We start from the raw sequence: 20,246 nt of genomic DNA, 5'->3' as shown, positions 1-20,246 counted from the left end.
TGTTGTGGTGCGCCGGGGGTCAGTCGATGCCCGGGGCGCCGGGGCCGAGGCACACCAGGATCGCGCAGCCCGGCGCCGTATCCCAAAAGGGCGGGGCCAGCGAGTAGTCCAGGCAGGAGAAGACATTGCAGCCGGGATAGGTATCCGGCCCGATACCGAATACGGCGAGCAGGATGTTCGGGTCGACGAACTGTTTCGGGTCCAATTCCACCTGCGGTTCGACGAACGGGCCCGGATCGGGCAGCGGCCGCTGGTGGAATGCGGCGAACAATTTGCGGAAGAACTCATATGGCAGCTCGGCCTGGTTCTGCAGGGTGCCGGTGAGGCCCTTGCTGCTGCGATTGCCGAAGAATCCGGTCCACACCACCGTCAGGTCCAGGCTCGGAATGCCGAAAACGTTCTGCATGCCGAGGCCGTCCATCATGAACAGGTCGGGCGGCACGTTGTACAGGCTTGCCGCGCACTCGGGTCCGACCCAGAACAGATACCCGTAGCAGTCGTTGGCGGACGAGGGCGTCAGTGCTCGGCGCAGATAACGCTCCGAGATGACTTGCTGCGTGCCCCAGCGTCCGTCATTGCTGACGAGGAGCCCGAGTTTGGCGAAATCGTTCGGCGGGATCATCAGGTGGGCGTAGCCGTAGGTGTGCCCGGCCCGATCGCGGGCCCAGTAGTAGTCGTCGCGCTGGATACCGAGCGGATCGAACAGCTCGCGCTGCGCGAATTGTTGCAGCGGCTCGCCGACGGCCAATTCGAGTACATAGGTGAGCAGGTCGACATTGCGCTGGCTGTAGCTGAACTCGGTACCCGGTGGATTCTCCAGCGGCATGCCCAGCGCTTGCACGGCACTGTTCGGATCGATCGGGACCACCCCGGTGATGCCCTCGGTGAGGGCACCGATCTTCAGCCCCGAGGATTCGGTGAGCAGGTTCTGCACGGTGATCGAGCGATGCTCGGCGTCGCCGAGCTCGGCGGGCAGGTAGCGGTCGATCGGTGCGGCGAGGTCGAGCTTGCCCTGGTCCCAGGCGATCCCGGCGACCAGCGAGACGACACTCTTGGTGGAACTCCAGATGTTCCAGGCGACGTTTCCGGTCTGGTCGTTCGTCGGGCCCTCGCCGATCAGGCAGTTGTGCCGGAACACTTGCACATTCAGCCGGTTGCGGGTGCTGGCGAAGGTCAACGCTGCCGTGAGGCGTTCGCTGTCCAGGCCGACCTGCTCCGGCTTCGCCCGCGCGAACTCGCGTCCGGACTGCGGTGTGCAGCGCACCTCATCGGACGCGCGATGGGGCACCGCCTGCGCTTTGCCGGTGGACAAATTGCCTGCCACCAGCGATAACGCAGCGAGCACGACGAGAAACCCACCGAATCGCCCCATGCGCACGAGGCTATCGCGGTCACTCGGCCAACCCCGGGCACCGAGCGGCGAGCCGGGCCGGAAATCACAAACGCCGCCAGGTCGCAAAACCTGGCGGCGCTGAGTCGCCGGACGCCACGCCAGCGTCACGACTCGAGGTCGACGTCCCACAAGCGCCTCTCGGCGGGTGGTCGCTCGTAGCGACAAAGGGGTGAGGCCCGGGGCTGTCCGGACGCCGACAGTGAGCTTCAACGACCATCCACCCGGATGTATTCCATGCGATCGAATGTGATCTGCGCCACGCTGCTGGAGCACCTTTTCTTGACTAATTCCAGAAAAGGTGGAGTATCGGATACATGCACACCAACCACACCGACGCCACGGCGCAGCTGCGCGCGGCCGGTCTGCGGGTCACCGCCCCGCGGGTCGCGGTGCTGGAGGCGGTCGCCGCCACTCCGCATGCCGATGCGGATCGAGTGGCCGCCACCGTGCGCGAAGCGTTGGGTTCGGTGTCCACCCAGGCCGTCTACGACGTGTTGCACGCCTGCGTGCACGCAGGCCTGCTGCGGCGCATCGAGCCCGCCGGTTCGGCCGCGCGGTACGAGGCCAGGACCGGGGACAACCATCACCACCTGGTGTGCCGGAACTGCGGCACGGTCGTCGACGTCGACTGTGTCGTGGGCAGAGCGCCCTGCCTGGAACCCGATGACGCGCACGGGTTCTCGGTCGACGAGGCCGAGGTCGTCTTCTGGGGACTGTGCCCGACCTGCCGTTCGGCGTAGCGGCAGCCATTTTCGACCAGCCCGGGTCAGCCCACCCGGGACGTTGTTCACCAGCCGAGGAGGCTTCGACGATGACCAAGCCGACAACCACCAACACCGGAACGCCGGTGGAGAGCGACAACGAATCGCTCACCGCGGGCACTCAGGGCCCGATCCTGCTGCACGACCACTACCTCATCGAGAAGCTCGCGCAGTTCAACCGGGAGCGGGTGCCGGAGCGGATCGTGCACGCCAAGGGCGCGGGCGCCTACGGCGAGCTGGTGGTGACCAACGACGTCAGCCGCTACACCAAGGCCAAGCTGTTCCAGCCGGGTGCGCGGACCGAGTCGCTGGTCCGGTTCTCCACCGTCGCCGGTGAGCAGGGCAGCCCCGACACCTGGCGCGACCCACGGGGTTTCGCGGTGAAGTTCTACACCGAGGACGGCAACTACGACCTCGTCGGCAACAACACCCCGGTCTTCTTCATCAAGGACCCGATCAAGTTCCCCGACTTCATTCGGTCGCAGAAACGCCTGCCCGGCAACGGACTTCGCGATCACAACATGCAGTGGGACTTCTGGACCCTGCGCCCGGAGACGGCGCACCAGGTGACCTGGCTGATGGGTGATCGCGGCATCCCGAAGACCTACCGGCACATGAACGGCTACGGTTCGCACACCTACCAGTGGATCAACGCGGCGGGTGAGCGCTTCTGGGTGAAGTACCACTTCAAGACCGATCAGGGTGTCGACTACCTCACCCAGGCCGACGCGGACCGGATCGCGGGCGAGAACGCCGACTACCACCGCAAGGATCTGTGGGACGCGATCGAGCGCGGCGAGTTCCCGAGCTGGACGGTGCACGTGCAGGTGATGCCGGTAGCCGAGGCCGAGGGCTACCGGTTCAACCCGTTCGACCTGACCAAGGTGTGGTCGCACAAGGACTACCCGCTGATCGAGGTCGGCAAGTGGACGCTCAACCGCAACCCCGCCAACTACTTCGTCGACATCGAGCAGGCCGCCTTCGAACCCTCGAATGTGGTTCCCGGCATCGGCTTCTCGCCGGACAAGATGCTGCTCGGACGCGTCTTCGCCTACGCCGACGCGCACCGCTACCGGATCGGCACCAACTACGCGCAGCTGCCGCCGAACCTGCCGCGGGCCGCGGAGGTGAACTCCTACTCCAAGGAGGGCGCCATGCGGTACTTCTACAACGACGCGAGCGTGCCGGTGTACGCGCCCAACTCCTTCGGCGGTCCGCACGCCGATCCGGCGCTGGCGCCCGACGGCGGACTGTGGGAGTTCGACCCGACGATGGTGCGGGCCGGCTACGTCGAGCACGCCGAGGACGGCGACTTCACCCAGGCGGGCACGCTGGTCCGCGAGGTGCTCAACGATGATCAGCGCGACCGGCTGGTGAGCAATATCGTCGGGCACGTGCTCGGCGGTGTGCAGGAGCCGGTGCTGAGCCGCGTCTTCGAGTACTGGACGAACGTGGATCCTGACCTGGGCAAGCGCGTCGAGGAAGGCGTCCGCGCCGGGCTCGACGGTGCGTCGACGCCGCCCCCTTCGCAGGGCTGACCGACGCTATACAAATAACCAGCAGGTGCGCACCCGTTCGGGTGCGCACCTGCTGTCCGTTCACCGATCGTGAGTGAGCAGCGCGACCGCGAACAAGGCGGTAGCCCAACGTAATCGGGTGAATTCCGGACCGACGCCGAGACCCGGCGTGGTTGCGTAGACCTGGCCGTTTCTCGGCCAGGTTGTCGAGCATGACTACAGCAGGCCCCACCAATAAAGCAGGCAGGCCAACACCCAGACCACTGCGGTTTCCATCGTCGCTCCCAATCTCCTCGGCCACTCACCTCTATCATCCGCCATCCGGGGCCGGGTGCTACAGGCTCGGCGCATCCGCCGCCCAGATGGCCGTATCACCAGCGACTTTCCGCCTGCAAGGTGTTCTTAAGTGCGTGCTAAGCCCGCCCGTGCATTGTTTGTGTCAACACCGCCACCCGGGGGTGGGAAACCCGGATGGGGAGCCGGGTGGGGGAGCCGGGTGGCGGTGTTGGATCCACCGCCGGGGGTGGGGAACGGGGTCCGACCTGTCTTCGAGGGGTTGACAGGTCGGGCCTCGGGGAGAGTGCTTGCCGGGCCGGTCTTCGAGGGGTGACCGGCCTGGCAGGCCACTCGGGTACCGGACACGTTTTCGCAGGCTCTTCCGGGAGCTGACCGGCAACGATCACCGTGTTGCCACTGCCGAAGGTAACCGCGGGTGCGCGGCACGGTCCCGACTCGGGAGGGCAGCCGGACCGGTTTCGGAGGGTGATCGGCCCGGCGCCACCGAAGTAGAACTTGTTCTAGACATAATCGTCTATCTGTCTTACCGTCACTACATGGTGATCGATGCGTATCGGCCCGCTCCCGTCTTCGAGCTCCGCTCCGGCGCCACTTGGACGTCGCCGTGGGAGATGTATGCCGCACTGCGCGAACATGATCCGGTGCACCACGTGGTGCCGCCGACGCGTCCCGACCACGACTACTGGGTGCTCACCCGGCACGAGGACGTGTACGCGGCGGCCAGGGACAGCGAGACCTTCTCCTCGCGCGACGGGCTGACCGTGGAGTACGGCGAGCTGGATCAGATCGGGCTGGCCGACAATCCGCCGCTGGTGATGCAGGATCCGCCGGAGCACACCGACTTTCGCAAGCTCGTCGCCCGCGGGTTCACGCCGCGGCAGGTCACCGAGGTGGAACCGGTGGTGCGCGCCTTCGTCCGCGAGCGCCTCGACCGGATCGCCGCGGACGGCGGCGGCGACATCGTCAAGCAGCTGTTCAAGCCGCTGCCGAGCATGGTGGTGGCCTACTACCTCGGGATGCCCGCCGAGGATCGGGATCGGTTCGACGGGTGGACCGACGCGGTGGTCGCGGGCAGTACGGATCGTGCGAGCACCGAAGCCATGCCCGCCTCGATGGCGATGATGGGCTACTTCGCCGAACTCATCAAGCGGCGGCGCACCGACCCGGGGACGGACACGGTGTCGCTGCTCGTGCAGGCCGGCCTGGCGGCGGACGGCGCGGATGTGCGTGGCTTGGTGCAGATTCTGGCCTACACCTGGACGATGGTCGCCGGCGGCAACGACACCACGACGGGCCTCCTCGGTGGTGCGGTGCAACTGCTGCAACAACATCCGGAGCAGCGCGCCGCGTTGGTCGCCGACAAGGACCGGATCCGCACGGCCATAGAGGAATTCGCGAGGCTGACGGCGCCGGTGCAGTGTCTGGCGCGCACGACGACGCGCACGGTCGAGTTGGGCGGCAAGACGATTCCCGCGGGGCGCAAGGTCCTACTCGTATTCGGCTCCGCCAACCGTGACGAGCGCGCTTTCGGTACCGACGCGGCCGCGCTGGACATCGGCCGGAATCCGCAGCGGATCCTCACTTTCGGGCACGGACCGCACCATTGCCTCGGGGCGGCCGCGGCCCGGATGCAAGCCCGGGTGGCTCTGGAAGAACTGCTCGATCGCTTCCCGAACTTCGCAGTGGATATCGACGCCGTCGAATACGCACCGGGGCCTTACGTGCGCAGGCCGACCACGGTCCCGTTCCGGTGCGCCGGATGACCGGCGACTGGCTGGCGGACGGTCGCGCCGAGCTGGCGAGCGAGCGCATCCTGGACGCGGTGCGCGCGCTGTTCCTCGACAAGGGGGTCAGCGGCGTCGGCATGGCCGAAGTCGCCGAGGCCGCAGGCTGTTCCAGGGCGACGCTCTACCGCTACTTCGACAACAGGCAGGCGCTGTACGTCGCCTTCGCCGGCCGCGAGGCCCGCCAGGTGGTCGAGCGGGTGTGGCGCGACCCGGCCGTTTCCGCCGCCACCGACCCGGGCGAGCGACTGCTCGACGGCCTCACCGCACTGCTCGCCGAGGTGCGCAAAACCCCGCATCTGGCCGTTTGGTTCGCGCCGGCCAACGCGGGAATCGTTGCGCAGCTGTCGAATTCGTCGGGCGTGGTGGACACCCTCGCGAGCGATTTCGTCAGCGGCTTCCGGCCGGACCTTCCCGCGCCGGCCGCCCGCCGACTCGGCCAATGGTTCGTGCGCGTGATGGTGTCGCTGCTGACCTTGCCCGGTGCGACCGAAGACGACGAGCGAGCAATGCTGCGCAACTTCGCGCTGCCGTTCCTGCTCGACCAGCGGACGACGATCGAGTAGCGCTCGTGCGCAAACGACCGGAGCCCGAGAGTGGCTGCGGTCGTTGCGTTTTCGAGCTACCGGCCGACGTTCTGCGTGGTGTAGTCGGGCAGTTCATAGGACTCGGTCGTGGCGAGCATCTTCAGCATGAGCGGCCGCAGCAGCTTCGTGGTCATCAGCTTGCTGAGGGTCTGGCCCGTGCGGATGCCGAAGCTCGTCTTGGGCGTCATGGCTTTCAGCCCGCCCGGCGGGAGCTCCTGCGCCTTGGCGATGAACGGGCGCAGCACTTCCTCGTAGCGGACCAGCGCCTGCGCGAGATCGTCTGTGTGCCCGGCGATTTCACCGGCCAGCACGTACGCCCCGATCAGCGCCATCGCGGTGCCGTTGCCGGTGAGTGGTGAACCGCAGTACCCGGCGTCGCCCAGCAGTACGACCCGGCCCTTCGACCAGCTCGGCATGTCGATCCTGGCCAGCTCGTCGAAGTAGAAATCGGTCGCCTCGCCCATCGCGCCTGCGATCCTGGCCGACTCCCAGCCGCCACCGGCCAGCCGCTGCCGGATCAGGTCCTGCTGGGCCGCGACATCGCGGCGCAGTGCCGGATCGGCGTCGGTGCGGATGGTGATCAGGGCCTTGGCGGTCGCCGGGTCGGCGTCGGGGCGCAGTCCGATACTGGTCGCGCCGACCAGCGAGTGCATGGTGAACCAGTGGTGCTCCACGTCGTCCGGCGACGGCAGCGTGAAGAAGGACATGTAACCGCCGAGGTAGGTGGCGAACTGCTCTTCCGGGCCGAACACCATGCGGCGGGTGCCGGAGTGCAGGCCGTCGGCGCCGATGACGAGGTCGAAGCGCTGCTGCGCGCCGGAGGCGAAGGTGACCTGTACGCCGGTCGCGTCCTGCTCGATAGCGGTGATCCACTCGCTGTAGCGGTAGTCCACGCCGCCCGCCTCGGCCAGCGCGTCGAGCAGCACCTGGTTGAGATCGCCTCGGGTGATCTCGATTTCGGCGACGGCACCCTTGCCTTCGAACAGTTCGGTGGGCATGCGCACCAGGGCGCGGCCCGTGGCGTCCACGATTTTCAGACCCCGCTCGTCGAGCTGATATGTGCGGATTCCGGGCATCAGCCCCATCCGCTCCGCGACCGCACCGCTCGGGCCGCGCAGGTCGACCGCCTGCCCGCCCGGTCGCGGCGCCTCGGCGCGCTCCACCACGGTGGCCCGGATACCCGCCCGAAGCAGTTGCAGCGCAACCGCATTGCCGCCGATGCCGCCGCCGGCGATGAGGACGCGGGGCTGGGTGGTGGTGGCGCTCATGATCTGTTCCCTTGCTCGACTCCGAATGGCTTGGACCTATGTCTACCGGGATCTTGCACAAATGTCTAGTACATATGTGTAAGACTGATGTGCAGGCAAGGCCGAGGTGCTGCGGACGACTGCGAGTCGAGGCTGGAGTGCTACCTACGGGCGCTGTTCGAGATAGGCCTTCCAGCCGCCGAAGGAGGTGATGTCGGTCGCGGTGGCCGCGGCCTCATAGGTGCAGGCGAAGCCGATAACCGATCGGCCGTCGGACAATTCGATACTGGTGAGCGCCATGGGGGCGGGCAGGGTGGCGAGGAAACTGCCGAGTCCTGCCTCGGCGACGCGGAACAGCTCACCGGCGATGGGGACGCCGCGGCCGTCACCGTGGCGCACGAGACCCGGTTTCGGCGGTGTGGTGGCCAGGGCGGTCAGGCGGTAGGCGTCGGTGGTGCGGATGTCTCCGGTGAAGCGTGCCCCGATCTGTTCGAGCTGCCAGTGCAGGGGCTGGCCACGCAGGTGCGCGCCGAACACGGCCAGCTCGACACCGCGCTCGACCAGCAGCGGCGTGGACTGGGCACCGAGCAGGCGGGCGGCGAGATCGACGCCGACCTGATCGGCGAAGGCCGGCGTCACCAGCATGACGCCGAACGGCGCACCGTCGGTGGTGGGTTGGCCGGGGATCGCGATCGCCGCCAGGTCGAGCAGGTTGCCGAAGTTGGTGTAGGTACCCAGCCGCCTGTTGATACCTATCGGATCCGCTTGCACCGCAGCAATACTCGGGTGCTCGGTGGTCGTCGGCAGCAAGAGTGCGTCGAAGCCGTCGAGTAGTACGGCCGCCGCTGCCCGTGCTCGGGCGAGTGCGTCGAGATCGGCGGCGAACTCGGGACCTGTTGTCTTACCGGCTGCTTCGATGATGGCGGCCACCGTGGGATCGGCGCCTACGGGTGCCGTGGCCAGAAAAGCGCCTACCGAGGCATGCCGCTCGGCGACGATCGCGCCGTCGTAGAGCAGCAGCGCGGCGTCGAGCAGGCCGGAGATGTCGATCTCGTCGAGCTTCGCGCCGGATGCCGCTGCGGCAGCGGCAGTTCGAGCGAAGGCGTCCCGGTACGGCCCGCTCAACGCGGCGAGGTCCGCGGCACGGGGGATCGCGATGCGCGGTGCCCGCGGTGCCGCCAACCGGACATCGGCGGGCCAGCCGCGGCTGCGCGGATCACGCGGTTCCGGTCCGGACATGATCGCGGCGGCCGCCACCGCGTCGGCGAGGTCGGTGGCGAATACGGTGACCGCGTCGTAGTCCGCGCAGGCGGGCACGACACCGTGGGCCGGGATGATGCCCAACGTGGCTTTGAGGCCGATGATTCCGTGCAGCGCCGCCGGGATCCGGCCGGAACCCGCTGTGTCCGTGCCGATTCCGATATCGGCGATGCCCAGCGCCACCGCCGCAGCCGAGCCGGAACTGGACCCGCCGGAAACCAGCGTGGGATCGTGCGCGTTTCGCACGGCGCCGTACGGACTGCGCGTGCCAACCAGGCCGGTGGCGAACTGGTCGAGGTTGGTCTTGCCGAGCACGATCGCGCCCGCCGCGACCAGTCGCTCGATCGCGGACGCGGTGACGTCGGGGGTGTAGGCGAATTCCGGGCAGGCCGCCGTGGTCGGCAGCCCGGCGACGTCGATGTTGTCCTTGACCGCAAGCAGTACGCCCGCCAGCGCGAGCGACGCACCGTCGGCGAGTTGCTGTTCGACCGCCGCGGCCTCGGCGGCGACCTCGTGCTCCGGCCGCAGGGTGATCCACACTTCGGGCCGATCCACCTCGGCGATCCGCCGATACGCGGCCCGCACTCGCTCGGTGGGTGATGTGCTGTTGCCTGGGCTGTCGGCAGACATGGGTCGACTCCGATCACTGCTTGACGGTTTCGCAGTTCTACCTTGGCACTTGCGCGACCAGGAGCTGCGAATTCCGGCTTCTTCCGGTGGGCGTTATTCGGCGGCCATCGCGGCGATGGCGCGGGTGACCCGCTCGAGCACGACATCGAGGGATTCGCCGATGTGGCTGTGCAGCAACTGGTAGGCGAGCGGAAGGTCCGCGGCCAGTACGGCTTCCAGGATCCCGAGGTGTTCGGCGATGGTGGTCTCGATGCGGTTGTTGACCATGAAGTCGTACATGCGGACGTGCCTGATCCGCGAGTTCACCGCGCGCAGCGCCCGCACCATTTCGGCGTTGCCCGCCGCGGTGAGCAAGGTGACGTGGAACTCCTCGTCGCGCACCACGAATCCCGGTTCCTGCGCGGGCGGGTCGGCGCGCAATGCCAGCCAGGCGGCACGCTCCACCTCGAGCAGTGCACGGTCGTGGGACACCGCCGGGTTGGTCATCGCACGCTGGATTCCGCCGAGCTCCAAGGTGATTCGCAGTTCGTAGAGGTCACGGATCAGCGGCACGCTCGGGCGCACCGGGCTGAAACCGTAGTCTTCGCGTTGCAGCAGTCCGTCGGCGCACAGCACCGTCAACGCTTCGCGGATCGGCGTGCGGGAAATCCCGAAGCGCGCCGACAGTTTCGGCTCGGTGAGTCGCTCGCCGAACTTGATGTCCCCGTTCATCAACTCGCGGCGCAGCGCCGCGTACACCACGTCACGCAGCGGCCGGCCCGCGGCGTCTTCGAGTGTGGCCAACCGTGTCGACATAGGTGTATACGCTATGGACCTCGCGTTTCGGTGAGGTGACGACAGGTTAGCGAGGTGTAAGGGCCTGCTCACCGCCCGCCGGATCGCCTCGTCGCGGTGTCGTGTTCACCTCGGTGTGACGTGGTTTACAGGGTGTTCGTTTGCCCAGGTCAATGCCCGCCTGAGACCCTGGGTGGGTGTCTCAGCCTGAAAAGTCGGGTACGACCGAAAGCTCCGCGACACCCGCATACCGCCTGCTCTCCCTCGATCACGAGACGGCGCTCGAGCACGCCGAAGCACGGCTGCGCGAAGAGTTCGCCACCATGTTCGACCTCGCCACCATCCACCACTACCTGCACTCGTCGTACGACGAATTCGCTTCGCGCGCAACGGTAACGCGCTACCTTCCGCTGCTCGCCGAACGCTTCGGCGGGCAGCGGCTGCAGGCACTGGCCAAGGTTCAGGGCAAGGTCGCCCGCCCGCGCCCCACCGTGCTGTTCCTCTGCACGCACAACGCGGGCCGCTCCCAGATGGCCCTCGGCTTCTTCGCCCACCTCGCCAAGGGCCGCGCCGTCGCCTGGTCCGGCGGCTCCGACCCCGGCCAGGCCCTCAACCCCGCCGCGGTGGCCGCCATGGCCGAGATCGGCGTCGACATCGCCAACGAATACCCCAAACCCTGGACCGACGAGATCATCCGCGCCGCCGATGTCATCGTCACCATGGGCTGCGGCGACACCTGCCCCCTCGTCCCCGGCCCCCGCTACGAAGAATGGTTCATCGACGACCCCGCCGGCCTCCCCCTCCACCAAATCCGCCCCATCCGCAACACCATCCGCACCCGAGTAGAACACCTACTCACCGAACTCGGTGTCGCTGTCTAAGGTTTCACCAACTCTGCCCTGAGTCCCGGGTACGGATCCACGATTCGGCGCGGAACTTCCTCTCGGAGAACAGATCTGAGTTCTATCAGGTGGGTGCCCGCCACGTAGTGGCGGCCCCGGGTCGCGCCGCGCGCGGCAAGGAGTCCGAGATCGGTCAGGGCCTTGAGGTCGCGCGAGGCGGTTCTTTCGTCGATCTGGGCGCGGGTGCGATAGCCGTGTCGGCGGATGCGGAAACCGATCAAGGCGTCGTACAGGATGTCGGTGGTTCGTTCCGGCAGCTTGTGGGTACCGACCAGGTCATCGAGGTGCAGCCAGGCGCGTTCGGTGCGATGCATCCTGCCCTCGACGGTCTGCGCCTGGATATCGTGGGCGCGCAGGTTGAACTTCAGCCACAAGGCGGCATCGCGCTCCGGTGACCAGGCGCCCGCTCCGGTGATCGCCAGGATGCGGTAATAGTCATCGGTATTCACGCCGAGCCACTCCTCGATGCTGCAGAACGTCGGCTCGGCGATCCCACCCCGGGAGACGACCAGGGTCTGTAGCGCCCGTGCCATCCGCCCGTTGCCGTCGCGGAATGGATGAATCATCACCAGGTTCAAATGCGCCATGGCACCGGCCACGATCGGGTCGGTATCGGACTCGAGCGCCCCGGCGAGTTCAGCCATCAACCCGGGGACCAGTGCCGCGCCGGGACCTTCGTAGACGGTGTCGCCGCTGGTGTCCTCGCGGATATAGATGGGCCCGGTGCGGTACTGGCCGGGACTCTTCGCGAGATCGTGGCCGAGTAGCATGAAATGCAATGCTCTGATGGTGGATTCGTCGACGGGCGCGGCACTTTGCGCCACCGTCAGCACATAGCCGAGCGCTTGGCGGTACCCGCGGATTTCGACGAAGGTCTGCTCGTCGGCGGTGAGCGCTTCTTCGTAGTCCACCGCAGCCGCCGCGTCGTCTGTTTCCACCCGGTAGCCCTCGATGCTGTTCGAGCCTCGGATGGCGCGCGCCATGAGATTGCGCCGCAGCAGGCCCGGCCAGCGTTTGGGCACGCGCATGGCCGACGCGAGGCTGGCGCGGCGCCGATAGATGCCGGTCAGCACGGCCTTGTCGGTGGGGTCGAGCTCGGGTGTCGCGTACAGCACTGATCGACCTCCATGTCCAGATGTCTCTAATCTTAGGACAAGCGCCCACATGTGTCTCTAGATTAGAGACATCAGGACATCTCACCCTGCCGAAGCGTGACGACCGATCCGCACGGTGCCGCTATGCTGACGCGGCCGTTTCGCGCGCGGCCGGCTCAGGGGGCTCGATCGAATCGTGCGGTAGGGCGGCTTCTGCAAAATGCAGGCAGCAATTCGGCAGCGAAATCGAGTGCGCGCTCGAGTGCGGGATCCATATCCGGTGACGGTTTACGAGGTGTGCTCGAATCGGGAAAAGGGCTACCGGCTGTCGTGGATTCGCTCGGCCGAACGTGCTGTGCCGAGTCGCAACGGAGGAACGAGCTCGGGAATGGAGTGACGAAATGGACCGAAAGGTACGGGAGCGGTGCACGGGAACACTGTGATTCGATCTTCTGTCGCGTCGGGGAGGTGTACCGACGTGTCCTCGAACGGTTTTCAACACTGCGGTGACCTCGCCGAATATCCGATTACTACACCGTGCGTAGATCGTGTTGTCGGTCAATACCCTTGGTAAATACTCGGAACGGGGGGACACTTTAGGCAGTCAGTGTTCGTAGCGAGAACGGGGGGCTGATGAGGATCCAGCCGCGACAGCAGCTTTTGGAAGTGTGGCGGTCGTTGCTTTCCGCTTGCTACGACAAAGGGGCGTGGCATTGGGGTGGGCGCGACGGGGCGAACTCGATCAGCGATACCGAGCAGTTGCTTTGTTTGTTGTATCCGGCCACCGAGATCCAGGCATTCGCACTGGATCAACCCGACGATATGTCCGACGACATTCGTTCGGTGCTTATTTCGCTGGGGGAGGAAACGCGGATCGGCGGGGCGCTGGTCGGCGTCCTCGAGGACTATTTCACCCGCTACACCGCGCCCGACGGGGAACCGATCTTCGCCGCGGGCAGCTATCTGCGCACGACCGACGAGCGCGAACCGAGCGCCGAACAGTACGGCCTGGAAGTGGTCGACGCGTACTCGATGTCGCTCACCCTGTGCATCTCGTCGCTGCGCTTCCTGCGGGTCTTCCAGCGGTTCGTGGACAAGGAGGTGCGGCGCGAGGCCAGGGAACTCTCGGCCCGCATCCGGGTCCTGATGCCGCGGGTCAGCACCCGGCTCACCGCCGCGATGACGGGTTTGGTGCGCAGCTTCGTCGTGCACACCCCGAGCCCGAAATCCGATCAGGGGCAAGCGATCCTGGGCATGCTCAACCAGATCGGCGCGCCGGAAGACGCGGTGATCGCGGGTATCGCGCGCCGGCTCGACCGGGTCCGCGTGCAGATGGCCAACGACGTGAAACTGGGGCAGACTCCCGACATCGATCTCGAGGACGATCTGCTGCTGTTCGAATGCGGCTGGAGCTGGGGGATTGATCAGAAGGCCTCGCCGATCGACTTCGTCTCGGGCCGGATCGGCAACCAGCCGGGTTACGCGGTCTCTCGCCCCGACCTGTATTTCACCATCGTCGCGCTGGACGGCATCGACGATCTGACCTGGCGCCGCACCCGGGAAATGGACCTGCTCAACGACGAGCAACGCCAACTCGCGGACGCGCTGGAACTGCGCTGGGATCTGACCCAGCGCTACTGGTCCACCGCCGCGCGCTACGGTCCCGGCCGCTGGCCGCTCGAGGACATCCCCTGGCGCACCTCGGATGGCGAGGAGTCCGACTACTACACCCTCGCCGTCGCGACCATGGTGTTGAAAGATTTCGCCAACCGGCAGACCACCGAGGAATTACCGGAGCTGGTGGCCGTTTTCGACCAGCTGGCCAGGCGTGGTCGCATCATCAGCAGGCTCACCGCGGGCGATCCGGCCGCGGCGCTGCACTACCCCGGCGTGCAGATGGCGCTGCCGGGCAGCGAGGGCATCGGTGGCGGCCCGCCGCTGGTGTGGGTGGTGCCGGACTTCGCGACGCTGTTGCTGAAACGCTCCCTGCAGGCCTGGCAGCTGTCCGGCGACGTGGCCATGCGCGACCGGTTGATGTCGCTGGCCGAACTCACCATGGATCACCTCGGCAGGCGCCAGATCGCCACCGGCCCGGCGACCGGCCTCTGGGACGACGCCGAGCGGGTGGCGGGTAGTCAGCGGCCCGGTCTGGCCAAGACGGCGGTCGAGCCGGATTTCGAGGCGGAGTCCGAAGACGTTGCGGTGCAACCTTCTTGGTATCTGACCGAACGCGTCGTCGAATGCCTGGTCTCGGCGGACCGCAATTTCCGTGAGCCACCGCTGGCCATGCGGTCGATGATCACGCGCGCCGTCGAAATGCGCAGTGAGGCCGAGCATCTGCTCAATCAGGAAATGCTGGAGGTCGGCGATCCGGACGTCTCGCAGGTCATGCTCTCGCGGATCGAGCAGCAGCTCGACGAGGCGCGGCGGCTGTCGAACGAGCAGCCGGCGACCGCGTTCATCCTGGCCGGGCAGGCGCTGCAGCAGTTGTACGAGTTGGCCTACGCGCGCCGCGATGCGACGAGGGCCTGACCCATGCTGGTGTTCTCGACTTCGGACAAGGGTGGCACCGGTCGCTCGGTGACCAGCTGCAACCTCGCGTATCGGCTGTGTACGAGCGGTCGCAATGTCGCCTACGTCGACTTCGATTTCGGGTCACCGACCGCGGGCGCGTTGTTCGAAATCAGTGCGATGGAACGCGGTACGCCCCACCAGGACGGCGTGCATTCGTATCTGCTCGGCGAGACGGGTGTTGCTGCCAGGATCGATGTGCGGACAGCGTCGGACCGGCCCGCGTTGCGCCGGTTGGGTCCCCGGGCGGGCAAGCTGATGCTCTTGCCGGGTGACGAGGGCGGCGCCGAATTTCTCACGGCCGACGACGCGGTCGTCGCGCGGTGCGCGGAACTGCTGCTCGCGCTGGAGCAGGAGTTCAAGGTGGTGCTGGTCGATCTGAGCGCGGGCCGCTCGGTCGCGCTGGAGTTGGTGTTGAAGGCGACCGCGCTGCCGCAGCTGCGTTCGTTCACGGCCCGCTGGTTGATCTTTCATCGGTGGACCCGCCAGCACATTCTGGCGGCGAGCGGGCTGGTGCACGGGCCGCACGGATTGAAGCAGACGGGCAAGGAGTGCGGCCACGATCCGGTGGAGCTGCTGGAGTCGGTCCGCTACGTGCGTACCGCGGTGCCCGCGCCGACGCTGCCCGGCTCGGTGGACCGTAGGCCCGCCCAGACGGCCTGGTTGATGGAGCAGAATGCCGCGCTCAAGCGGCTGGCGTCGGCGAACCAGCTCGGCGCGAGTGCGCTGCTCGGCGAGACCCCGATGGAGCCGGTATTGCAGTGGCGTGAACAGGTGATCATGGATATGGACGTGGACGCGAAGATCGCCAACCCCGCCACCACGGCGGCGTATGCCGACCTGGCCAGGCGCCTGCTCGACGCCGCGACCTGGGAGAGGTTCTGATCCGCCGTGAGGGACTCCGTGGGGTACAGCGAAGAGACCGAACGGGCGCGGATCGACCGGGTGCCGCTGTCGCATCTGTCGATCGAGGTCGGGCACTTCTACATGAACGAGATCGCCAACGACATGGATCAGGTGGTCCGCGAGTTCCGCCGGATCGTGCCGCTGGTCGAGGCCTTCATCGCCTCGGCCAGGGTGCAGTTCGGCCCGCGGGCGCGGGTGAGTACCTGCTATCTGATCGACGACTACTTCCAGCCGGACACCGATCCGCGCGAGATCCTCGGCAAGCTGCTCACCGCTGCGGACGAAACCGGTTTGCGCATCGACTATTTGGCGCGCGAGTCCGGCTGCTGGGAGGCGGATCCGTTCGTCGACGGGGTGCCGCTGGACGAGCCGATCCGGCTGGCCGAGATGGTCGCGGCCAGAATCGTGGCCGAGCCGGAGATTTCGTCATCGACCGGTCGTCGGCCGCCGACCGCCGAATCCGGCTGGCTGTGCAACGGGCGGCGGTCCTCGCTGGACGAACCGGCGCAGGCCATGCGGGTGCAGCCGTATCGGCCGCCGGAGGAGTTCGGCAGGCGCGAGCACTCGATCTTCCTGGACGTGCAGTTGTGGAGCAAGCGGCCGGAGGTGGTCAACGGGCGCAACGAGATTCACACCAAATGGTCGTGCGCGTTCCTCGCCTCGGTCTGGCATCTGCTGCGGCTCGGCATGCTGCGCTATGACGGCGCGGCGGTCGTGCTGCCGCAGCCGTGGCGGGCGGGCGACGGCTGGCCGGGCCGGTGGCGCGAGATTCCCGCTGTGGTGCAGCTGAATCCGGACGCCACCCCGTTCGCGGCCTACAAGGCGCTGTCGATGTTGCCGAAACGCTATCTGGCCATCGAACATTCGGTACGGCTCATCCTCGACCACATCGACCTGGACGGCGATGTGGTCGATCAGATCATCAGGTGCGGCGTCTACGACGAGGTGCCGGTGACGGTGTCGCGCAAGGTCACTGAACGCCTATCCCACCTATTGCTCGACGGATCCTGAGTGATGGGGCCGTCGACCACTCCGTTGATCGCCCTCGGCGAGGTGCGCACCTGCCTGGTCCCCGCGTCCGCCACTCTGCATCGTGCCGAAGCCGGCGAGCTGCTCGCCCTGGTGCCGGGTCGGCGGGTGTTGTGGCGGCAACGGCCCTGCACGCTGGCCGTTTCGCCGACCACACCGGTCGGAGTGGACTGCAAGTTGTTGCTGCCCGACGCCGAGCCGGTGCGCGTGGTCGGCACGGTCGCTGGTCGCGCGGTCGTGACGGGCGGGCGGGTGCTGCAGAGTTCGGTGCGCACCCAGGTGATCCGGGCGGCGGAGCGGCGACGCCAGACCTGGTCGCACTACCTGAGCCGGGTCGGTGTGACCGAGGTGATCGACCGGATCGGCGACCGAGAAACGGCCTGTGACGCACTGGCCGACGGCTATCTGGACGGCCGCCCCTCGACGGACACGCTCGATCTCGCCTCGATCAGCGAACGCCTGCTTGCCCGATTACGTGCCGACCCGAGGCTGGACCAGCAGGCGCCGCTGCAAGCGGCGACCACGCGGCTGCGCTGGACGGCGAAGGTGGGCGGCTCGGCGGGGCCGAAGGTGCGCCTGCGGCTGGACGACGACTCGGTGCGCTCGGCCTGGATCATCGTCCGGAGCGAGACGGATCTGGATGCGGCACAGCGGTTCTGCGAGGATCTGGCGGCGCACGACTGGCTGCTGACGGTCGGTGACACCGCGATCGAGGAGGCCGATCGGTTCCCCCCGTCCAGTAGGGAACAGATGGAGATCCTGGCCGCGGTGCTGGAGCACCTCGCGCACCTGTGGATGCCCGGCGCGCACACCCCGCCCGCCCTGCGCAGCCTGTGGAAGGATCTGCAATCCGATCCGGGATTCTCCCGCCAATGGACCGCGCTGATCGGGCAGGTACGGGATCGGCTGCGAGTGGCGCAGTGGAACAACCTTTCCCGTCGTATCCAGGTGAGCACCACCGAGTGGTGATCGTGCACAGGCACATTCACAAGGGCACTTCCGGCACAACGTCAGCACACATCGAATTAGGTTGCAGCGCAGCTTTATAGACGGAACCAGCGGCGAACCAGCAGCGCGAAGAACACGGACAGCGATACCGTGCCCACCCAGGACTCGGTGGCCAGCAACGCCTGCCCGCCGTCGGCCAGCCTTTCGGTATCCCCGAGCCCCATGGGGTTCAGATAACTGGTCATGCTCAGATACAGCGTGTCGCCGAGCGACTCCTGACTCAGCAGGTCCAGCGCGACACTGAACACGGCCAGCTGCACCGCGATCCAGCCGAGCAGCCGGAACGGCTTGTACCCGTAGCCGCACAGCAGATCCGACAGCAGCGAACCCACGCGCGGCAGGCCGCGTGGCTTCGTCTGGCACCGCGCCCGCGCCTGCTGCAGTCCGCACCGGTCCACCGCGTCCATGTCCTCGTTCAGGCGGTGCAGGGTGGCCGCCCGGCCGAAGGACTGAACGGCATGCGCGGGCAGGCCGAGCGGGCGCAGCTGGGCGCCGAGTCGCTCGTATACCTGGGCGAGCAGGGTGTTCTGGGTATGGCTGAGCCGTAGCGGCCCGCGGAACTCGACCTCGGCGGCGAGCAGCGCGGCGATCACGTCCACCACTGCGCGTCCGTCCTCGTCGGTCGACGCTGTGGTGTCCGGGACGTCGGCGTAGAGGTGCGCGAACACCAGGCTGTCGCCGCGTCGCCACGGGCTCGGCGGGTGGTATCTGCCGAGTACCGCTTCTACGTCGGCATTGAGCCCGTCCAGCAGCGCGTACTCACCGGGTGCGCTGTCGCGGTAGGTCTCGTCGGCGTATTTGGCTGCCCGGCGCAGGATTCGCGTCGTGGTCGATTCGACGAATTCCGAACGCGGTTCCTGCTCGGTCATTCAGCTCCCCCGGGGGCTCGGGCACCCGCCTGGACGCGCCTGATCCAGGTTACCGAGTTCGCGGGAGTTTCTGGAGCCCTTGATCAGGCGTTGGACAGCTTGTACTCCAACACGTCCCGTGGCTCGCCTGCGCCGAAATAGCGCTCTTCATGGTGTCCGGTCCATTGAAAGCCGATGCGGCGGTAGAGGTTGTATGCCGACTGGTTGGTCGGGCGCACGGTGATGAGCACGCTGCGCATCTTCTGCTTGCGGCACAGCTTGATCGCTTCGGTCAGCAGCGTCGACCCGTAGCCGCGTCCGCAGCTGTCCTGGGTCACCGCGAGGCTGAGCAGCCACGCGCGCCGATCCGGCAGCAGGGCCACCAGCACATGGCCGAGGACGATGCCGTCGACCTCGACGATCAGCCAGTTGGCCCCGTGCAGGTCGAAGAGTTGGCGCAGCGCGAAGTACGGATATGACTGATTGCCGAAGCGTTCGGTCTCGATCGCGGCGACGCCGTCCAGATCGGACAGCGCGGCAATCCGATACACAGGCGTCGGTGACGTCGTCGCGATTTTCGTCGTCGCGATGTCCAATGTGCTCCCTTGCGCGGTAACACGGGTCATAAACCACAGCGTAGGCGTTTGCTCGGCCGGTCGAGGTGAACCCGGCTCGCGCGATCCGCATCGAGGTAGTTTAGGCCTCCCCGCGCCGCGCCGCCGCGCCATCCTGCGATACTGCTACTTTCCATCGTACGTGCACTCCAGTTGCCGCACATTTGCGAAAAATTTGCCTCACCTGCGGGTCAGCTTCCTGAGGTCCCGGCGCCGACTCGAATGTGCTGCGCCGTCACCGCTGCGGCGTCCTCGCTCGCCAGTAAGGCCACCACATCGGTGATCTCGGTGGCCGCCGCGAGTCGATCGAGCACGCTCGACTCCGGCGCGTAACTCGGCTCGTGCTCGCTCTTGTCCTGGTCGTCGCTCTCCGCCCGGGCGCCCGCATGCGCGGCCGAGGTGACCGCGTTGACGGTGATGCGCCGCGCCGCGAAGTCGGTGGCGAGCAGGCGGGTGAACTCTGCGAGGGCTCCGGTGGCGGCGTTGTCGACGGCGTTGCCCGGCGCGGTGGCCGCGGCGACGGTGATTATGCGGCCGTCGCCGGCGAGGTGTGTTGCGGCGAGTCGCATACCGTTGAGGAGGGCTTTGGCCGGAGCCGCGAAACCGAGCTCGAACTCTTCCGCCGAGAGCTCCCGCAGCGGTGTGGTGAGGGCGGTGGACCCGGTGTGTACCAGGAGGTCCCAGTGTCCGCAGTCCTCGAGCAGGACCTGGATCAGCTCGTCGTACTCGGCGCTATCGCCGAGGTCGGCCGCGAGGGCGAGCGCCGAGCCGTCGGCTGCGGTGATCTCCTTGACCACGTCGGCGGCCGATTCCGGGGAGTGCGGATGCTGGATCACCACCTGCGCCCCTTGCCTGGCGAGGGTGCAGGCGATGGCCCTGCCGATCCCGGCGTCCGCACCGGTGATCAGGGCCGTCTTGCCGGCGAGCGGGCCGGACGCGTTCATGACTTCGCCTTTCCGTTGTGCGGAAACCACCACCGCAGAGACACATTCGCCGCTGGGTGACCGGCAGAGCCAGTATGCAT

General features: G+C 67.1%; 17 protein-coding genes. 9 read left to right on the top strand and 8 right to left on the bottom strand.

Going from position 1 to position 20,246, the window contains the following annotated elements:
- Window positions 1–19 precede the first annotated feature (19 nt).
- A complete protein-coding gene (locus tag NN4_RS17520; RefSeq protein ID WP_147132153.1) occupies window positions 20–1,372 on the bottom strand; it encodes a serine hydrolase domain-containing protein in 1,353 nt (450 codons plus the stop codon).
- A 335-nt stretch (window positions 1,373–1,707) separates the two neighbouring features.
- Here NN4_RS17520 and NN4_RS17515 point away from each other — a divergent pair, with 335 nt between their 5' ends.
- The 4 genes from NN4_RS17515 to NN4_RS17500 all read left to right on the top strand — a co-directional run bounded on the left by NN4_RS17515 (window position 1,708) and on the right by NN4_RS17500 (window position 6,318).
- Window positions 1,708–2,133 (top strand): Fur family transcriptional regulator, encoded by a 426-nt coding sequence (locus NN4_RS17515; protein WP_147132150.1) that lies wholly within the window; start codon window positions 1,708–1,710, stop codon window positions 2,131–2,133.
- Between the two features lie 71 nt (window positions 2,134–2,204).
- Complete coding sequence (locus tag NN4_RS17510) at window positions 2,205–3,692, top strand: catalase (protein WP_147132147.1); 1,488 nt, start codon at window positions 2,205–2,207, stop codon at window positions 3,690–3,692.
- Between the two features lie 812 nt (window positions 3,693–4,504).
- Window positions 4,505–5,731, top strand: coding sequence for a cytochrome P450 (locus NN4_RS17505; RefSeq protein ID WP_147132144.1), 1,227 nt, complete (start codon window positions 4,505–4,507; stop codon window positions 5,729–5,731).
- Window positions 5,728–6,318, top strand: coding sequence for a TetR/AcrR family transcriptional regulator (locus tag NN4_RS17500; protein ID WP_147132141.1), 591 nt, complete (start codon window positions 5,728–5,730; stop codon window positions 6,316–6,318). The genes NN4_RS17505 and NN4_RS17500 overlap by 4 nt, the downstream gene beginning before the upstream one ends.
- A 56-nt stretch (window positions 6,319–6,374) precedes the next feature.
- Here the strand turns inward: NN4_RS17500 and NN4_RS17495 are convergent, their stop codons facing one another.
- From NN4_RS17495 to NN4_RS17485, 3 genes are all read right to left on the bottom strand, one after another.
- The gene (locus NN4_RS17495) at window positions 6,375–7,607 is read right to left on the bottom strand and encodes an FAD-dependent monooxygenase (RefSeq protein WP_147132138.1); all 1,233 of its coding nucleotides are present in this window, start codon (window positions 7,605–7,607) and stop codon (window positions 6,375–6,377) included.
- A gap of 144 nt (window positions 7,608–7,751) precedes the next feature.
- Window positions 7,752–9,476 (bottom strand): allophanate hydrolase, encoded by a 1,725-nt coding sequence (gene atzF, locus NN4_RS17490; protein ID WP_147132135.1) that lies wholly within the window; start codon window positions 9,474–9,476, stop codon window positions 7,752–7,754.
- A 93-nt stretch (window positions 9,477–9,569) separates the two neighbouring features.
- Complete coding sequence (locus NN4_RS17485; RefSeq protein ID WP_147132132.1) at window positions 9,570–10,271, bottom strand: GntR family transcriptional regulator; 702 nt, start codon at window positions 10,269–10,271, stop codon at window positions 9,570–9,572.
- A gap of 176 nt (window positions 10,272–10,447) precedes the next feature.
- On the opposite strand from NN4_RS17485, the gene NN4_RS17480 reads away from it, so the two are divergent.
- Window positions 10,448–11,131: an arsenate reductase ArsC gene (locus NN4_RS17480; protein ID WP_371865671.1), complete on the top strand. Its 684-nt coding sequence runs from the start codon at window positions 10,448–10,450 to the stop codon at window positions 11,129–11,131.
- On the opposite strand, the gene NN4_RS17475 is transcribed toward NN4_RS17480, so the two are convergent.
- Window positions 11,128–12,267: a Fic family protein gene (locus NN4_RS17475; RefSeq protein ID WP_147132129.1), complete on the bottom strand. Its 1,140-nt coding sequence runs from the start codon at window positions 12,265–12,267 to the stop codon at window positions 11,128–11,130. The genes NN4_RS17480 and NN4_RS17475 overlap by 4 nt on opposite strands.
- Window positions 12,268–12,879: 612 nt before the next feature.
- Here NN4_RS17475 and NN4_RS17470 point away from each other — a divergent pair.
- Genes NN4_RS17470 through NN4_RS17455 form a run of 4 tightly spaced genes read left to right on the top strand, consistent with a single transcriptional unit; the run spans window position 12,880 to window position 17,721 of the window.
- On the top strand, window positions 12,880–14,778 hold the full coding sequence (locus NN4_RS17470; RefSeq protein WP_147132127.1) for an SCO2524 family protein: 1,899 nt from the start codon (window positions 12,880–12,882) through the stop codon (window positions 14,776–14,778).
- Window positions 14,779–14,781: 3 nt separating this feature from the next.
- Window positions 14,782–15,702, top strand: a complete 921-nt coding sequence (locus NN4_RS17465) for an SCO2523 family variant P-loop protein (protein WP_147132124.1) — start codon at window positions 14,782–14,784, stop codon at window positions 15,700–15,702.
- Between the two features lie 6 nt (window positions 15,703–15,708).
- Window positions 15,709–16,734, top strand: a complete 1,026-nt coding sequence (locus NN4_RS17460) for an SCO2522 family protein (protein WP_147132121.1) — start codon at window positions 15,709–15,711, stop codon at window positions 16,732–16,734.
- Window positions 16,735–16,737: 3 nt separating this feature from the next.
- Window positions 16,738–17,721, top strand: a complete 984-nt coding sequence (locus NN4_RS17455) for an SCO2521 family protein (protein ID WP_147132118.1) — start codon at window positions 16,738–16,740, stop codon at window positions 17,719–17,721.
- Between the two features lie 74 nt (window positions 17,722–17,795).
- On the opposite strand, the gene NN4_RS17450 is transcribed toward NN4_RS17455, so the two are convergent.
- From NN4_RS17450 to NN4_RS17440, 3 genes are all read right to left on the bottom strand, one after another.
- On the bottom strand, window positions 17,796–18,629 hold the full coding sequence (locus NN4_RS17450) for a hypothetical protein (RefSeq protein WP_147132115.1): 834 nt from the start codon (window positions 18,627–18,629) through the stop codon (window positions 17,796–17,798).
- A gap of 83 nt (window positions 18,630–18,712) precedes the next feature.
- Entirely contained in the window at window positions 18,713–19,234 is a 522-nt protein-coding gene (locus tag NN4_RS17445) for a GNAT family N-acetyltransferase (protein ID WP_186818486.1), read from the bottom strand.
- 179 nt (window positions 19,235–19,413) lie between these two features.
- The gene (locus tag NN4_RS17440) at window positions 19,414–20,166 is read right to left on the bottom strand and encodes an SDR family oxidoreductase (protein ID WP_147132109.1); all 753 of its coding nucleotides are present in this window, start codon (window positions 20,164–20,166) and stop codon (window positions 19,414–19,416) included.
- Between the last annotated feature and the right edge of the window lie 80 nt (window positions 20,167–20,246).

It is taken from the genome of Nocardia ninae NBRC 108245 (assembly GCF_007990755.1).
Lineage (GTDB): Bacteria > Actinomycetota > Actinomycetes > Mycobacteriales > Mycobacteriaceae > Nocardia > Nocardia ninae.
This window is presented reverse-complemented; position numbering and strand designations above follow the sequence as displayed.

What these genes read in the sequence shown, in the direction of transcription:
- NN4_RS17520 (WP_147132153.1), bottom strand. Translation starts at nt 1,372, where the DNA reads ATGGGGCGATTCGGTGGGTTTCTCGTCGTGCTCGCTGCGTTATCGCTG.
- NN4_RS17455 (WP_147132118.1), top strand. Translation starts at nt 16,738, where the DNA reads ATGGGGCCGTCGACCACTCCGTTGATCGCCCTCGGCGAGGTGCGCACC.
- NN4_RS17450 (WP_147132115.1), bottom strand. Translation starts at nt 18,629, where the DNA reads ATGACCGAGCAGGAACCGCGTTCGGAATTCGTCGAATCGACCACGACG.
- atzF (WP_147132135.1), bottom strand. Translation starts at nt 9,476, where the DNA reads ATGTCTGCCGACAGCCCAGGCAACAGCACATCACCCACCGAGCGAGTG.
- NN4_RS17500 (WP_147132141.1), top strand. Translation starts at nt 5,728, where the DNA reads ATGACCGGCGACTGGCTGGCGGACGGTCGCGCCGAGCTGGCGAGCGAG.
- NN4_RS17445 (WP_186818486.1), bottom strand. Translation starts at nt 19,234, where the DNA reads ATGACCCGTGTTACCGCGCAAGGGAGCACATTGGACATCGCGACGACG.
- NN4_RS17515 (WP_147132150.1), top strand. Translation starts at nt 1,708, where the DNA reads ATGCACACCAACCACACCGACGCCACGGCGCAGCTGCGCGCGGCCGGT.
- NN4_RS17485 (WP_147132132.1), bottom strand. Translation starts at nt 10,271, where the DNA reads ATGTCGACACGGTTGGCCACACTCGAAGACGCCGCGGGCCGGCCGCTG.
- NN4_RS17505 (WP_147132144.1), top strand. Translation starts at nt 4,505, where the DNA reads ATGGTGATCGATGCGTATCGGCCCGCTCCCGTCTTCGAGCTCCGCTCC.
- NN4_RS17465 (WP_147132124.1), top strand. Translation starts at nt 14,782, where the DNA reads ATGCTGGTGTTCTCGACTTCGGACAAGGGTGGCACCGGTCGCTCGGTG.
- NN4_RS17440 (WP_147132109.1), bottom strand. Translation starts at nt 20,166, where the DNA reads ATGAACGCGTCCGGCCCGCTCGCCGGCAAGACGGCCCTGATCACCGGT.
- NN4_RS17510 (WP_147132147.1), top strand. Translation starts at nt 2,205, where the DNA reads ATGACCAAGCCGACAACCACCAACACCGGAACGCCGGTGGAGAGCGAC.
- NN4_RS17495 (WP_147132138.1), bottom strand. Translation starts at nt 7,607, where the DNA reads ATGAGCGCCACCACCACCCAGCCCCGCGTCCTCATCGCCGGCGGCGGC.
- NN4_RS17470 (WP_147132127.1), top strand. Translation starts at nt 12,880, where the DNA reads ATGAGGATCCAGCCGCGACAGCAGCTTTTGGAAGTGTGGCGGTCGTTG.